Annotated in this window: 13 protein-coding genes; 10 read left to right on the plus strand and 3 right to left on the minus strand. The window is 39.7% G+C overall.

Going from position 1 to position 15,678, the window contains the following annotated elements; genetic code table 11:
- The first annotated feature begins 150 nt into the window (after positions 1–150).
- Positions 151–1,788 (plus strand): NADP-dependent glyceraldehyde-3-phosphate dehydrogenase, encoded by a 1,638-nt coding sequence (locus ACTHJT_RS02635; RefSeq protein ID WP_440236185.1) that lies wholly within the window; start codon positions 151–153, stop codon positions 1,786–1,788.
- 120 nt (positions 1,789–1,908) lie between these two features.
- Here ACTHJT_RS02635 and ACTHJT_RS02640 read toward each other — a convergent pair whose 3' ends face one another.
- The 3 genes from ACTHJT_RS02640 to ACTHJT_RS02650 form a co-directional block, all read right to left on the minus strand.
- Complete coding sequence (locus tag ACTHJT_RS02640; RefSeq protein WP_440236186.1) at positions 1,909–2,985, minus strand: mannose-1-phosphate guanylyltransferase; 1,077 nt, start codon at positions 2,983–2,985, stop codon at positions 1,909–1,911.
- An 87-nt stretch (positions 2,986–3,072) separates the two neighbouring features.
- The gene (locus tag ACTHJT_RS02645; protein WP_440236187.1) at positions 3,073–3,603 is read right to left on the minus strand and encodes a lysozyme inhibitor LprI family protein; all 531 of its coding nucleotides are present in this window, start codon (positions 3,601–3,603) and stop codon (positions 3,073–3,075) included.
- Positions 3,604–3,637: 34 nt separating this feature from the next.
- Positions 3,638–4,606: a KpsF/GutQ family sugar-phosphate isomerase gene (locus ACTHJT_RS02650; RefSeq protein ID WP_440236188.1), complete on the minus strand. Its 969-nt coding sequence runs from the start codon at positions 4,604–4,606 to the stop codon at positions 3,638–3,640.
- 89 nt (positions 4,607–4,695) lie between these two features.
- Between ACTHJT_RS02650 and recQ the strand changes: the two genes are divergently transcribed.
- The 9 genes from recQ to ACTHJT_RS02695 all read left to right on the plus strand — a co-directional run bounded on the left by recQ (position 4,696) and on the right by ACTHJT_RS02695 (position 15,678).
- Positions 4,696–6,873 (plus strand): DNA helicase RecQ, encoded by a 2,178-nt coding sequence (gene recQ / locus ACTHJT_RS02655; RefSeq protein ID WP_440236189.1) that lies wholly within the window; start codon positions 4,696–4,698, stop codon positions 6,871–6,873.
- Positions 6,874–7,023: 150 nt separating this feature from the next.
- A complete protein-coding gene (gene purD, locus ACTHJT_RS02660) occupies positions 7,024–8,301 on the plus strand; it encodes a phosphoribosylamine--glycine ligase (protein ID WP_440236190.1) in 1,278 nt (425 codons plus the stop codon).
- Positions 8,302–8,573: 272 nt separating this feature from the next.
- On the plus strand, positions 8,574–10,265 hold the full coding sequence (locus ACTHJT_RS02665; protein WP_440236191.1) for a PSP1 domain-containing protein: 1,692 nt from the start codon (positions 8,574–8,576) through the stop codon (positions 10,263–10,265).
- Between the two features lie 3 nt (positions 10,266–10,268).
- The gene (gene gldH / locus ACTHJT_RS02670; protein WP_440236192.1) at positions 10,269–10,748 is read left to right on the plus strand and encodes a gliding motility lipoprotein GldH; all 480 of its coding nucleotides are present in this window, start codon (positions 10,269–10,271) and stop codon (positions 10,746–10,748) included.
- Positions 10,748–11,392, plus strand: a complete 645-nt coding sequence (locus ACTHJT_RS02675; protein ID WP_440236193.1) for a DUF4919 domain-containing protein — start codon at positions 10,748–10,750, stop codon at positions 11,390–11,392. Before gldH ends, ACTHJT_RS02675 begins: the two co-directional genes overlap by 1 nt.
- Positions 11,385–12,569, plus strand: a complete 1,185-nt coding sequence (locus ACTHJT_RS02680) for a DUF1624 domain-containing protein (protein WP_440236194.1) — start codon at positions 11,385–11,387, stop codon at positions 12,567–12,569. The genes ACTHJT_RS02675 and ACTHJT_RS02680 overlap by 8 nt, the downstream gene beginning before the upstream one ends.
- A 57-nt stretch (positions 12,570–12,626) precedes the next feature.
- On the plus strand, positions 12,627–14,753 hold the full coding sequence (locus ACTHJT_RS02685; RefSeq protein ID WP_440236195.1) for a hypothetical protein: 2,127 nt from the start codon (positions 12,627–12,629) through the stop codon (positions 14,751–14,753).
- A gap of 46 nt (positions 14,754–14,799) precedes the next feature.
- Positions 14,800–15,258, plus strand: coding sequence for a hypothetical protein (locus ACTHJT_RS02690; protein WP_440236197.1), 459 nt, complete (start codon positions 14,800–14,802; stop codon positions 15,256–15,258).
- A gap of 24 nt (positions 15,259–15,282) precedes the next feature.
- A complete protein-coding gene (locus ACTHJT_RS02695) occupies positions 15,283–15,678 on the plus strand; it encodes a hypothetical protein (RefSeq protein ID WP_440236198.1) in 396 nt (131 codons plus the stop codon).

Here is a 15,678-nt window from a genome sequence, read left to right on the forward strand (position 1 = left end):
ATAAAAGAACTCAAAGAAGCAGGTTTGATATATGGAAAAGAAGATGGTGCAAGAACCTGCTACTGTATTGAAGTCAGCAATTGGGAAAAAGCGAAAAGTCTTTTTCAGACTTATTTTAACTCATTAATTTAACCTTATTAATCAACAAACATGAATACTGTAGAAGCTGTAAATGAAAAGCTCGCTGCAATATTTCCAAAGGAAGCAGACATCCCCGCGGAATATGCATATGGTGAGCCTGTGTATCAAAAAGAATATTTGGTAAACGGTGAAATTAAAATCTGGAACGGACCTGTTCAGGATATATTTTCTCCGGTATGTATACAAACACCAAATGGTCCGGTACAAAAACTTTTAGGTTCTACGCCACTGCTTACAGAAAAGGAAGCAACAGATGCTTTAAATGCTGCGATCGGCGCTTATAAAAACGGTACCGGTGAATGGCCTACCATGACGGTGGAAGGCCGGATCCACGCAATGGAGAAATTTGTAAAGGCAATGAAATCCAAGCGTACAGAAGTTGTTAAAACGTTGATGTGGGAAATCGGCAAAACGATTAAAGATTCTGAAAAAGAATTTGACCGTACAGTTGAATATATCCTTGATACAATCGAAGCATATAAAAAACTTGACCGAACTTCATCCAACTATCAGTTTGAGCAGGGCATCATCGGAAAAATCAGACGTAGTCCGCTTGGTGTAGTATTGTGCATGGGACCATACAACTACCCGTTGAATGAAACATTCACAACGTTGATCCCGGCATTAATCATGGGAAATACGGTTGTATTCAAGCCGGCAAAAATCGGTGTTCTTCTTCACCGCCCTTTATTAGAGGCTTTCAGGGATTCATTCCCGAAAGGGGTTATCAACGTAGTATTCGGCCGCGGCCGTGCTACTGTAGGGCCATTGATGACTACCGGTAAAATTGATGTGCTTGCCTTCATCGGTACTAGTAAGTCTGCTAACATTATGAAGCTTCAGCATCCACGCCCGAACCGTTTACGTTCAGTACTGGCGCTTGAAGCGAAGAACCCTGCAATTGTATTAAATCATGCAGATCTTGATCTGGCTGTAAAAGAATGTATCCTTGGTTCACTATCATACAATGGTCAGCGTTGCACAGCGCTTAAGATCATCTTCGTTCAGAAAAATGTTGTTGATACCTTCATCAATAAATTCCTGAAAGAAATTGAATTGCTTAAGTGGGGTATGCCGTGGGAAAATGGTGTTCAGATCACTCCTCTTCCAGAGCCTGAAAAACCAGGTCTTTTGAAAGAACTGATTGAAGATGCTGAAGCACACGGTGCTAAAGTAATCAATGCAGGCGGTGGTACGATCGAGCATACATTCTATGCACCAGCTGTTGTGTATCCGGTAAACAATAAAATGAAATTGTATTACGAAGAACAATTCGGACCGGTAGTGCCCATCGTTGCTTACGATAAAATCGACGAGGTTATTCAATACATGGTTGAATCAAACTATGGTCAGCAGGCAAGTATCTTCGGTACAGACAATGTTGAAATGGCAAAGCTGATCGATAATCTTGTAAACCAGGTTTGCAGATTGAACATAAACAGCCAGTGTCAGCGCGGACCGGATGTTTATCCGTTCACAGGAAGAAAAGATTCAGGTGAAGGTACACTATCCGTTTCTGATGCATTGCGTACATTCAGCATCCGTTCTATGGTAGCCGCAAAAGAAATTGATGTAAACAAAGAAATGCTTACTGATATCATCAAAGAACGTTCTTCTAAATTCCTGTCTACGGACTTTATATTCTAATTAAAAAAAACGCGATCGGATCAGTTACTGATCCGATCGTTATTAAAATAAAAAAACCTTTCGACCCCGATAGCTAGCGGGGTCGAAAGGTTTTTTTATTTTTATGCTGCTTTTAAATTCCTATACAAATTTTTTGTCTTTCGTTGCTTTTACATCCGAAACAAAATCTTTTACACGCTGCTCATTTTCTTTGCGGCAAATCATCAGCACACCGTCAAACTCGGCAACGATAAAGCCATCCAGACCTTCAGCAACAACAAGTTTGTCCTTGGGAGTTTTTATGATACAATCCTGCGTGTCATATGTCAATACATTACCATCGATCACATTACCCTCATTATTTTTAGGCATATTCTCAAATAATGATTTCCAGGTACCGAGATCCGACCAACCGAAGTCGGCAAGCATCACATATACATTGTCTGATTTTTCCATGATACCGTAGTCAATGGAAATATTTCCGCAACGTGAATATGCGCTGGCAATAAAATCATTTTCTTTATCGGTCCAGTATTTTCCAATACCTTCGCTGAACACCTCATCCATTTCAGGTAAGTACTGCTTGATGGAGTCGACTATTGTTTGCGCGTTAAAAATAAAGATACCCGCATTCCATACAAATTCACCACTTTCAATAAACTTAATCGCTAAATCAAGTGCGGGTTTTTCTGTAAAGGTTTTAACCTTTTTAATGCGGTTCTTATTTTCGTCGATGTATTGTATATACCCATAACCTGTGTCAGGCCTTGTTGGCTTCATACCAAGCGTAATCAATATGTCGGCCTGCTCCGTAGCCTGCAAAGCTTCGAGGATAATGCTTTCGAATTCTTTTTCCTGAAGAATGATATGATCCGATGGAGCCACGACAATATTTGCATTACGATCGCGCTGTAAGATCTTATAAGCTGCGTAGGCCAGACATGGCGCCGTATTTCGCCCTATTGGTTCAGCCAGGATCTGATGATCCTGTAAAAAAGGTAGCTGTTCTTTAACCAGACTTACATAATCTTTATTTGTAACAATGATAATATTTTCCGGCGGACAAACATTCTTAAACCGATTTACCGTCTGCTGAATCAGCGTTGTGCCTGTGCCAAGCACATCATGGAATTGTTTCGGGTATTTTGTACGGCTGAACGGCCAAAATCTGCTTCCGATCCCACCTGCCATAATTACCGCATAATTATTTATATCCATCTTTCACCTATCGGTCCATAAAAAATTATGAATCCTTCTTTAATTTTAAAAACTTATTATCTGAAAATTCAAATCTGTATTGCCGAATTATTGCTTTTTCGGATTCGCTAAAATGTGCTTATATATTTCTATCACACGTTCTTTTGTCAATTCAAGATTCTCAACAGCTTTTCCGATTTCTTTGGATTTAAGATCGCCTTTATGTTCTTCATCATAAAGCTTTTCGGTCATCGCAATTTCATCATCGCGGTATTTTAACCATTTTTTTTGCGCAGCTACGATTGCTTTCTTGCCTTCATCATCAAACCGATTCAACAATACAGAATAATATTTATCCATTAAAATTGTATACTGAATTTCTGCTTCATTAATCGCTGCAATTTTTTCAGCCATGGAAGTATCCATCGCCATCTTCTTTTGCTTTAATTTTTCTACCTTAAATGTATCCACTGTAAATTCGGTAGTAAGCAGGCTTTCAGAATTGGAAATAAGTTTTTCATGCAGCAATGATGCGGCGCTATCAACCTGATATTCCAATCTTTTTAACTGTGCGTCTGTAAGCTGGGAAAAACCGGCAAAACTAATACTTAATGCTATAAAGCTAAACAGTGTTTTCATAATAAACTTAAAATTAAATTATTAAAAAGAAATGTTATACAATACCTTCTTTCAACAGATCATGTACATGTATAAAACCAACGAATATATTATCTTTCATTACAATCAACTGAGTAATATTTTTTGATTGCATCAACGTCATTGCTGACGCAGCGAAATCTTCCGCATCGATTGTCTTGGGAGATTTGGTCATGATATCCTTAGCTTTAAGATGTGAGAATGAATCATGGGTATTCAGCATTCTTCTTAAATCGCCATCTGTAATAATTCCAGCCAGTGTACCATCTGCAGCAAGAACTGCTGCAGCACCTAATCTTTTCGATGATATCTCTAAAATAACATCTTTTACCGAAGTTTCAAGAGAAACAGCAGGTTTTTCATTTGATGCATAGATATCATTTACACGTAAGTATAGCTGTTTACCCAAAGCGCCGCCCGGATGGTTCTGCGCAAAATCTTCGCTGCTGAAGTTTCTGCATTCCAGTAATGCCACTGCAACTGCATCTCCCATTACCAACGCAGCCGTTGTACTTGTAGTGGGTGCCAGGTTGTTCGGGCAAGCTTCGCGCTCAACCGTTACATCCAGGATATAATCTGATTGTTGTGCAAGGTATGAATCCAGATTTCCTACCATACCAATCAAAACAGAACCTCTGCTTTTAATTAATGGTACTAAAACTTTAATTTCTGGTGTATTTCCACTTTTTGATAAACAAATAACAACATCATCTTTCTGGATCATACCAAGGTCACCGTGTATAGCATCTGCTGCATGCATGAAAAGCGCTGGCGTACCCGTAGAATTCATTGTGGCAACTATTTTATTTCCGATAATTGCGCTTTTACCGATTCCTGTAATTACCACACGCCCCTTACATGCTAAGATCGCTTCGATAATATGATGAAAATCATCATTGATATGATTGACCAGATTTTTTATTGCATCAGATTCATTTATTATTACATCTGTTACAATGGATACGATATTTTTTGTTAACTTCAATTTAATGAATATTTTATGCGAATTTTTCGCTTCTGTAGAAACTCAAATATAAGAATTTCTCTTTGTACATAGATATTCCTTGAACAAATATGTTAGTAGAAACAGATTTAGATGTTATCAACAAGCTCAAATCGGTATTTGGTTACGACCGGTTTCGGGGCGAACAGGAAGAAATAATTAATAACGTTCTTGCAGGCAAAGATACGTTCGTAATTATGCCAACGGGGGCAGGTAAATCACTTTGTTATCAATTACCTGCAATTAGCTTACCAGGGGTAGCTATTGTTATATCACCATTGATCGCGTTAATGAAAAATCAGGTAGACCAACTGAATGCTTTTGGCGTTAATGCGCAATTTTTAAATTCTACACTTACAAAAACTGAAATCAACCGCGTAAAAAAAGAAACATTAAGCGGCGAAATTAAATTATTATATGTAGCACCGGAATCGCTTACCAAAGAAGATAATATTCAATTCTTAAAGAAAACTAAAATATCTTTTGTTGCTATTGACGAAGCTCACTGTATCTCTGAATGGGGACATGACTTCAGACCGGAATACAGAAAAATACACAGCATTATTGACAGCATTGATTCATCCATTCCAATCATTGCACTTACTGCAACGGCTACTCCAAAAGTACAGGTTGATATTCAGAAGAACCTGCAGATGGATGATGCTGTCTTATTTAAGTCATCATTCAACCGCGAAAATTTATTTTACGAAGTAAAGCCTAAAGGTGATACCAAGAAAAAATTAATCAAATTCATCAAGGCCCGTAAAGGCCAGTCCGGTATTATTTATTGCCTGAGCCGCAAGAAGGTTGAAGAGATTGCTGAATTGCTCCGTGTGAACGATGTAAAGGCATTACCTTATCATGCAGGCCTTGAGCCTTCTGTTCGGATGGGTAATCAGGATGCCTTTCTGAATGAAGATGCTGACGTGATCGTTGCTACTATCGCGTTCGGTATGGGTATTGACAAACCGGATGTGCGTTTTGTTGTACATTACGATACGCCTAAGTCGCTGGAAGGATACTACCAGGAAACAGGCCGCGCCGGCCGTGACGGCAACGAAGGTCATTGTCTGATGTTCTACAGTATCAACGACATTATTAAGCTTGAAAAATTCAATAAAGATAAAACAGTAACCGAGCGTGACAATGCACGCCAATTGCTGAATGAAATGTCTTCGTATGCAGAATCATCTGTATGCAGAAGGAAACAATTGCTGTTTTATTTTGGTGAAAAGCTGGAAAAAGATTGCGGTTATTGCGACAACTGCAAAAACAAAAAAGAAAGCTTCGAAGCACAAGAGCATTTATTGCTGGCACTTAAAGCCGTGCAACAAACAGATGCACGCTTTGGTATCAACCACTTGTGTTCTATTTTATGTGGAATCGAAAACGAATATTCCTTAAGCTACAAACATACTGAGCTGAGCACATTCGGAAAAGGAAACTACGAAAGCATTTCTTTCTGGAATTCCGTATACAGACAAGCCTTGCTGGAAGGCCTGTTAACAAAAGATGTAGATAATTACAGTATTGTTTCCGTATCTGAAACCGGATTGGCTTTCTTAAAGCAATCTTCATCTATGATCTTCTCCAGAGACCACAACTTTGATAAAGAACAGTCCAAAGAAGAAGATGATGTAGTGATGCATAAGAATGCATTTGATGAAGAGTTGTTTAATATTTTAAAAGCGCTGCGCAAAAAAGTGGCGAAAGAAAGAAATGTGCCGCCATATGTAGTTTTCCAGGATCCTTCATTGCAGGAAATGGCTACGGTATACCCGATCGATACGGAAGAACTCAGCAATATTGTTGGCGTAGGCAAAGGCAAGGCGATTAAATTCGGCAAACCGTTCATCGATCAGATTTTAAAATATGTAAACGAACATGATATTGTTTCTGCAAAAGATGTAGTGGTTAAATCTTCTGTAGACAAATCTAAAATCAAGATTTATGTTATTCAACAGATTGACCGCAAAGTTGATCTGGAAGAAATAGCAAATGCTAAAAAAATATCCATGGCTGACCTCATTCAGGAGATGGAGCATATATGCTATTCCGGCACAAAACTAAACCTGGATTACTATATCAATGAGTGTATTGATGAAGATAAACAGGAAGAGATCTATGATTATTTCATGCATTCTGAAAATGACAACCTGCACAATGCTTTACAGGTGTTGGGCGAAGATTTTACGGAAGAAGAAGTTCGTCTGATGCGTTTAAAATTTTTATCGGAGATTGCGAATTAATTCCTTTCCCTCATTCAATAAATCAAGAAAAAGCTAAAGGCCTCCCCTTTAGCTTTTTTTATTTTCATGCCTCCTGGCGAACCGGTATATGATTTTCTCCCATCCACATTTATGCCTATATTTGTCCATTACTTATTATTCGACCCTTCAATGAATATTTTAATCGTTGGTTCCGGCGGAAGAGAGCATACTTTCGCATGGAAATTAAAACAATCTCCAAAGTGTAAAAACTTATTTGTAGCTCCCGGCAATGCCGGTACGGAGCAGATCGCTACCAACCTGGCAATTGATGTTACAGATTTCAAAAAAATAGAAGCGGCATGTATTGAGCATGCCATCAATCTTGTTATTGTCGGTCCCGAAGCTCCCCTTGTAGCAGGTATTGTAAATTATTTCCAGGCCACAGCAAGTATCAGACATATCCCTGTTATCGGTCCGGATAAGGTGGGCGCTCAACTGGAAGGCAGCAAGGATTTCTCCAAAAATTTCATGCAGAAATACGGTGTTCCAACTGCTGCATCCCGCACGTTTACAGAAGCAGAACTGGAAGAAGGTTTGAAATATTTAGAAACACAATCTTTACCGATCGTTTTAAAAGCAGATGGTTTGGCTGCCGGCAAAGGTGTAATCATTGCTGAGGACCTGGCAACAGCCAAAAATACCTTGAAAGAAATGCTTGCTGATAAATTATTTGGTGAAGCAAGTGCAAAGGTTGTGATCGAGCAATTTTTAAAAGGTATTGAAGCATCTGTATTTGTATTGACAGATGGCGAACATTACGTGATTCTGCCGGAAGCAAAAGATTATAAACGCATAGGTGAAAAAGACACCGGGCCAAACACAGGCGGCATGGGCGCTGTGTCTCCGGTTCCGTTTGCGGATGCAGCATTCATCAAAAAAGTAGAAGATCGTGTCATCATTCCTACCATTAATGGTTTGAAAAAAGAAGGCATCCTGTATAAAGGTTTCATCTTTATCGGCTTGATGAATGACGGCGGTGATCCGTTTGTTATTGAATACAACGCACGTATGGGTGATCCGGAAACAGAGGTTGTATTCCCACGTATTCAGAATGACATTGTTGATTTGTTTGTTGCTACGGCTGAAAACAAACTGGATCAGGTAAAACTCTCCATCGACCCGAGAACAGCCACAACCGTTATGCTGGTTGCTGGCGGCTATCCGGGAGATTATGCCAAAGGCCAGGAAATAACCAAGCTGGAAGATGTGCGTGATGTGCTTACGTTCCATGCCGGCACAAAAAATATAAATGGAAAAACAGTAACCAATGGTGGTCGTGTGATTGCTGTGACAGGCTTTGGAAATTCCATTCCGGAGGCACTTGAAAAATCCAATAAAGCAGCAGCAACCATCCAATGGGAAGGTAAAAATTACCGCCGTGACATTGGGCTGGATCTATTGAAGTAATACATTTTACATAATACGTTTTAAGTAATAAGTTTTAAGAAGCTCTGGTAGACAATATTTACCGGAGCTTTTTGCTTATGTGCCTTCTAAACAACTTAAAAACAAGCCTTTTCAAACCATTTATTGGTATATGAATACTTTTTCAGGTTAACGTCAATAATATTCCCAAATTACCTATTGTTTATGTATCTTTAGGATGAATAGTTACGCCCCACCCGAATGGGGTAAACTGTACATGGTTTAGTGAGAATTCGGAATAACGTTCGATATATATGTCTTGTAGTTCAGGTGGTTGCGGTTCCGGTGGAGGCTGCAGCACAAAATCATCCGGCGGATGCAATTCTGGCTGTGCTTCGGGTGGTTGCAATAAATTAAATTCTTTCGATTGGCTGGGTAATATGGAATTGGACGTTTTGCCCACGTTTGATATAATAGAAGTACGCTTTAAAAATGGCCGTAAAGAATTCTTCCGGAATTCTAAATCCCTGGAATTGTATACCGGCGACGCTGTTGTTGTTGAAGTACAATCCGGTCACCACATCGGCTATGTTTCCATGCAGGGCGAGATTGTCCGCCTGCAGATGAAAAAGAAAAACGTTCTCAACAACGACGATATCAAATCCATTTACCGCAAGGCAACACAAAAAGACCTGGAAAAATTTGAACAGGCGAAAAACCGTGAAGCCAGTTCCCTGTACCGCACCCGGGAAATAATCGTTGACCAGAAATTAGGTATGAAGCTGTCGGATGTTGAGTTCCAGGCAGACAATACCAAAGTAACTTTTTATTACTCTGCTGAAGACCGCGTTGATTTCCGTGAGCTGATTAAAATGCTTGCCAGCGAATTCAAAGTGCGTATTGAAATGAAGCAGATAAGCCTGCGCCACGAGGCTGCCCGTTTGGGCGGAATCGGTTCTTGCGGCAGGGAATTATGCTGCTCTACCTGGCTGACAGATTTTAAAAACGTAAACACATCTGCAGCACGTTACCAAAACCTATCCCTGAATCCATCTAAACTTTCAGGCCAGTGCGGCCGTTTGAAATGCTGCCTGAACTATGAACTGGATACGTATCTGGATGCATTAAAAGGAATTCCTGAAGTGGAAGTTCCGCTTAAAACAGCCATGGGGAACGCTACGCTTCAGAAAACAGATATTTTCAAACGCATCATGTGGTTTGGTTTCCAGGATGAGACTACATGGTTTCCGCTGGAAGTAGAGCGTGTAATCGAGATCATTGAAATGAATAAGGCAGGCAAAACACCTGCAACTCTGGAGTCAAACGAAATCATCATTAAAGATGATCGCGTCATGATCCGTGAAAAAGAAGAGCTTTCCCGATTTGATGATAAGTTCAAATCGAAAAATAAAAAGCGTAAAAAGAAACGTTCTTCAAACGACGACGCATCTGATCGTACACAGCGTGCAGCAGCTCCTGCGCCAAAGGCCAACAACCAACAAGCACAGCAACCAAGAGCAGAAAGACAGAATACTCCGGCTCCACGCGCCAATGAAAATAACGGCAACAGACCGCAGCGCGTATCTCCTAACCCTGAGAGAGAAAGTAATCCTCCGCGTAATGAAAATCAGAAGAGAGAAGGCGGTAACAATAATAACAACAGACAAGCAAACGCAAACCGTCCGCAGCGCAATAACCAGCCGAATAACGGTGGCAATGCTAATCAACAGAATAAGCAGCAGCAAAACAATAACCGTCCGCAAAGACAGGGAAATCAACCCAGCAATGATGCTAAAGTCCAGGGACAACAGCGGAACCAGGAAACACGCAAGCCTCAGGAGAACAAACATCAGGGTGGCAATAAACATCAGTTGACTAAAAAGCCTTCTGAAAATAATGCAGGTCAAAACAAGCCGGCGGAAGCAAGACCATCGGGCAATTTCCCGCCAAGACAAAACAGTGGTCCACAACCTAAAGATGGCCCTTCACAAAAAGATTCGAACTAACTTATGAAATCTGTTTTTTATATATCGCTTCTGTTTTCCGTATCTGCAATGATTGCCTGTTCAAATCCGGCAGTTGTAACGGAAGAAAAAATCGACATGCCTGAGGTACTATGGGCCCAGAAAACGCAGGTAGATTTCCCTTTCGAAATTACAGATTCAAAGGCTTCATACAAGCTCTTTTATCAGGTTCGTTACAACAATGATTATCCCTATTACAACCTTTGGGTGAACCGCATTTTGCTGGACGAAAACGGAAATATGATTTCTAAAAAACTGCAAGGCATGGACCTGTTCAATGCCGGTTCAGGAGAACCTTACGGTGCAGGCTTTGGTAACTTCTTCGATTATAAAATTCTTTCCGACAGCATGCAGCATTTTCCTAAGAACGGCAAGTATATCTTGCGTATCGAACAGAACATGCGCATCGACACCCTGCATGGCATCTCTTCTGTAGGTATTGAAATAGAAAAAAATATTAAATAATGTTGAAGCTGCTGAGTATCGGTCTACTTTTCATTTCGTATGCACTCTCTGCGCAGATCGATTCTGTGCTGGTTACAGCGCAACTGAAAGAAAGGGGGGGCTACTCCAAACTTGCAGACCGCTTCAATAAATCAGACTCTACCCTTACGATCGAAGACTTCAAACTTATTTATTACGGCTACCAAACAACACCTTCCTATTATTCAAAAGATGTTGAATTCAAGGAAAACCTGATCAAGCCGCTAAACCGATCCGGACAATACAATCAGGTACTGGAAGTAGCCGACAGTATCTTACTGATTAATCCCGTTAGTATTGCAGCACATTTTGAAAAAGCATTTGCCTGCGCACGCTTAGGTAAAACAGATCTTGAAGCCTATCACCGCAAGCGTTACATTCTTCTTTGCAATGTAATCAAAACCAGTGGAGACGGCAGCGCACTTCTCCGCTTCAACTGCAATTCAACCAATGATGCGCTGGAATTTATTTCCTACAAAGGTTTCACCGCAATCAACGATCGCAAAACAGATACAGGCCTTGTTGAGTTTGACCTGGCAAAAAACAAATTGAAACTCTTGCATATGTATTTTTTTATTCCGAATGAAGCTTATACTGCACCTAATTTAAATCCAGACAGTGAATAGTACCACACTTTCGAATAACCAGACGGACCAAAGAATTCAATCAATCGATATACTGCGGGGAATACTTATTGTATTAATGGCACTTGATCATACCAGGGATTATTTCATGATCAATGCCTTTTCATTTTCACCTACAGATCCTGAACAAGCTTCCGTAGCTTTATTCACCACCCGCTGGATCACACATTTATGTGCGCCAGGTTTCATCTGGCTTACAGGCATATCATCCTACATGTATTTTATAAAGAATGGCGTACGCAAGACCTCCGTTTACTTATTGAGCAGAGGCCTCGTTTTAATTCTGCTTGAATTTACCGTTATTAAATTTGCCTGGCATTTCAACCTCGATTACTCCCTATTGGTATTACTGGTAATCTGGGCAATCGGTGCGAGCATGATCTTACTGGCCGTCGCCTGCTGGTTTAAACAGCAAACGATTTTCATTATTGGTATTCTGATTATCGCGCTGCACAATCTCACCGATGCGCTGATCTTCGACAACAGACTTTTATCTTTCATCTGGCATATACTCGACCAGACCGGTACTTTCTATATAACCGACAGCTTCAGCATCAAGATCCTGTATCCGATCCTGCCTATGTTCGGCCTGATCTGCCTGGGTTTCGGTATGGGCAGCTTATTTACCAAAGAAAGTCAGGAGAACCGCATATCGCTTTTAAAACGTGTCGCTTTGATATTTCTGCTGCTGTTTGTATCTCTTCGTCTGTTAAACGAATATGGTGATCCGGCACAGTGGGTACACAATCAATATTTATATAGGACACTTTTCAGTTTCCTGAATGTAACGAAGTATCCAATGTCACTGGATTACATCCTGATTACGCTCTCAGTTTTATTTTATCTGTTTTCCTTGATCGAATCGAATCCGTCAAACCTTTACCGCCCGATTGCGTTATTTGGTAAGGTTTCCATGTTCTTTTACATTACCCATTTATTTGTTATCCATACCCTGGCAGTAATTTCAGTTTATATACTGAATGGATTTGAAATTGACCCGCATGCGCTTGATGTTTACGACATCACGAGTAAATATGGTTATCCTCTTCCGGTTGTATATGTGATCTGGACAGGTATTCTGCTGCTGCTTTATCCTGTTTGCAAAAAATACCGGATGATAAAATCAAAGTACCCGGATTCATTCCTGAAGTACATTTAATACAAAGCGTATAACCTACGCTTTCAATCAATTGTTTCCCCTAAAGCAATTATTTCAATGAAAGCATTTTTCGCTCAAAAAAAATTTTTACTGTCGATCATCTCTTTAGTGATACTGGCAATCGGTTCCTTCTATATATTCAGAAACCATCTCCGTCCCAGTATTCACAAACAAATAAAATATGTAGCTTATATCGGCCGCTATACCAACCAGGCCGACAGCATCCCCTGCAACAAGCAACCGCTGAATAACTTCGACCTGATGCATGAAGTTACCTTACGGAAATACTTATCAGAACTGGAATTACCTTATACCGATCTGCAGCTGAAAGTTTTTGACTGCAGAAGAGATGGCACAATAAGCGACTCAATCTATAAAGAGATTGCCAAAGACAAAGACATTGTTGCTATTATCGATAACACCTGGGGACAGCACATCAGCAAATGTGCTGCTACAATCAAAAACAATGATCTTCCTGTTATAGCCATCAACGCAGACCGCAACGAATATGATTTTGGTAAAAGTGCAATTTTTACCGGCAACCAGGACAACATCCCGCACGATATTGTAGCCTACATCAGCAAAGTACTTCACATCAATAAAATCAACTTCATCAGCGAAGCCGATTATGGCCTGCACCCTACGTATCTGAAGGCCTTTTCAGAAGGCGGAATTATGGTAAACAAACTCTTCAGCGTTAAAGGTAAAGGTTTTTCAAAACAGGATTCTGTGGCTTTCTATTCGGAGATCGACAGCTACTTCGAAAAAAATCCGGAGGAAGAAAATACATTAACCGTGTTGAGTGTACATGCAGACATTGGTAATGACCTGATTAATTACCTCAATACGCGCTTCCACAAAATTCATTTGCTTGGCCACGCATATATTGTTAACCCTTCAGAAATGAAAAATTTTGGTGTTGGTAATAAAAATGACCTGATCATTGTAAGTAACCCGACAGACGCGTTAACAAAGTCTTTATACAACGACATCGAACATTTAAAGACTACCTATCCTGAGTATTTCATTAATCCGAATCACCCGCTGTTTGTTGAGCGTTGCTACGATGCCATTGAAATGATCCGCAATAAATTTGACCATGTGCGTGATACAACTACTTTATCCAAAACTGATTTCGCTTCATATTTTAAAACACTCCCCAACCAGATTGTTCGCGAACAGGATGAAATTTATCAGTTCGACAGTACGCTGAATTTGGTGCCGGAAATTTTCTTCACGCAATACCAGGACGGCCGCTTCCACTCCTGTCCGCTGCAGTTGAATGAATCGAGAGAAGTTATTCCGAATTTATTTTTCGGCATGGAAATCTCTGATATTTATGACATCAACATGGATGAAAATTCATTCACCTCTGATTTTTATTACTGGATCAAACTTGATTCAAACAACAGGAATGCGGAGAAATACATCATCTTCCAGAACATGAAACAAAATGAGAGTTCGAAAGAATTGATTTTTGAAAAAACGGATGGCAGCACGATTTATAAGCTTTATAAAGTTTCAGGTATTTTCTATGTGAATTATGAGCTGGAAAGATATCCGTTTGATCTGCAGGAAATATTTGTGCGCGCGGAAATTTTAAGTCCGTCGACCAAACTTAAAGTCTCCTTCGACCAGAAAAGTTTTGACCTCGATTCCAGTAAAATCGACAAGTTTAAAATTACCGAATGGAACAAGCTTAAATATTATGTAACGGTTGACAACGAGATAAACCTGGGCATGTACGGTGACCCGGACATGGAAGAAGAAAAACTTTATGAGTTCAAAAATATTTTTTTCCGTTTGAATGTAGAACGTAAAAAAACCACGCCGTTGCTGGAGATTGTGCTACCGTTGGTATTGATCGGCTTAATTTCCATCAGCTTGTTGTTCATTAAAGATATCAGTTTTGAAAATCTCGGTGAAGTGAGTATCGGGGTATTCATGTCGATCGTTGCATTCTCCATATCCTTCTCGGCGTCTACACCTTCAGCGGATAACCTTACCAAAGCCGATTATTTATTCTGGCTCACCTTCATTGTCGTCTTACTGAACTTTATGGTGGTTATTCTGGTCAATGCCATCTATGAACCTGAAGAAGTGAAGAATATTGATATCCGCAAACTAAGTACGGCGCTGGGTGTCGTTTATATCGTAATCGTGAGTGTTGTGTTATTGAATTAAGATTATTTAATCACATTTTCCTTTTTACTATCAATATAGAAATTTTATGAAACCGGTGCTTTTCCTTCTTTGCATTTTATGCAACATGGGGCTTACTTACGCCCAAAACGTTAATGAGTTCACGCTTGAAATAAAAAACATTGCCATAAACGATTGTGGTAAAGAGCTTACAAAAGACACAATCATTTCTAAAAAGATCTACCTCGACCAGGGTATCCAAATTCTTTTATATGATAATACCACATACCGTTACTATACCTTTATACGTATGGAGCGCTCAGCCAATAGAGTAAAAATGATCGAACAGAATTATGTCACAGACAGATCCGGAAAAATTATCGTTTCTGGAAAACGAAGAAAACATGTTCAATATATAAACGTCAGCATGCCGGGAAAATTCGCCAATACAACCGGAGAATATTTGCTGATAGATGAAATGAAATACATATCCATGCGAGCCACCTTTTTCAGAACCTTATATTATGGACTCAATCAACCCAACTAATTATTCATTAAAACAATTCTGATTATGAAAAACAAATCAATTTTAGTATTAAGTCTGTTATGTGCACTTTTAACAGGTATTTTATTATCATCTTTCACTAATAAAACAACTGTCGAGTATGATTTTCAACAGGTCACTACAATTGAATCGGTTGTTCCTATGGGCGCAGGACGTTCCCGCATGATTGCCACATCACCATCCGGAACGATCGAAGAATCTGAAATGAAAAATTTCTTTTCCGTGACTGGAATAAATTTTGCAAATATTCGCGCAAATGACAAAGCAACTACAGATAAAATATCTCAATTGATAAACAATGGATGGACACTTGAACAAGTTACCTCAGGCGTATATTCCGGAACGGACAACAATTCCAATGGAATATTTATTACGCGATATTTATTCAAAAAAGTAAAATAA

Origin of the sequence: Cytophaga sp., assembly GCF_051961495.1 — a bacterium.
Classification (GTDB): domain Bacteria; phylum Bacteroidota; class Bacteroidia; order Cytophagales; family Cytophagaceae; genus Cytophaga.

What these genes read in the sequence shown, in the direction of transcription:
- ACTHJT_RS02635 (WP_440236185.1), top strand. Translation starts at nt 151, where the DNA reads ATGAATACTGTAGAAGCTGTAAATGAAAAGCTCGCTGCAATATTTCCA.
- ACTHJT_RS02640 (WP_440236186.1), bottom strand. Translation starts at nt 2,985, where the DNA reads ATGGATATAAATAATTATGCGGTAATTATGGCAGGTGGGATCGGAAGC.
- ACTHJT_RS02645 (WP_440236187.1), bottom strand. Translation starts at nt 3,603, where the DNA reads ATGAAAACACTGTTTAGCTTTATAGCATTAAGTATTAGTTTTGCCGGT.
- recQ (WP_440236189.1), top strand. Translation starts at nt 4,696, where the DNA reads ATGTTAGTAGAAACAGATTTAGATGTTATCAACAAGCTCAAATCGGTA.
- purD (WP_440236190.1), top strand. Translation starts at nt 7,024, where the DNA reads ATGAATATTTTAATCGTTGGTTCCGGCGGAAGAGAGCATACTTTCGCA.
- ACTHJT_RS02665 (WP_440236191.1), top strand. Translation starts at nt 8,574, where the DNA reads ATGTCTTGTAGTTCAGGTGGTTGCGGTTCCGGTGGAGGCTGCAGCACA.
- gldH (WP_440236192.1), top strand. Translation starts at nt 10,269, where the DNA reads ATGAAATCTGTTTTTTATATATCGCTTCTGTTTTCCGTATCTGCAATG.
- ACTHJT_RS02675 (WP_440236193.1), top strand. Translation starts at nt 10,748, where the DNA reads ATGTTGAAGCTGCTGAGTATCGGTCTACTTTTCATTTCGTATGCACTC.
- ACTHJT_RS02685 (WP_440236195.1), top strand. Translation starts at nt 12,627, where the DNA reads ATGAAAGCATTTTTCGCTCAAAAAAAATTTTTACTGTCGATCATCTCT.
- ACTHJT_RS02690 (WP_440236197.1), top strand. Translation starts at nt 14,800, where the DNA reads ATGAAACCGGTGCTTTTCCTTCTTTGCATTTTATGCAACATGGGGCTT.
- ACTHJT_RS02695 (WP_440236198.1), top strand. Translation starts at nt 15,283, where the DNA reads ATGAAAAACAAATCAATTTTAGTATTAAGTCTGTTATGTGCACTTTTA.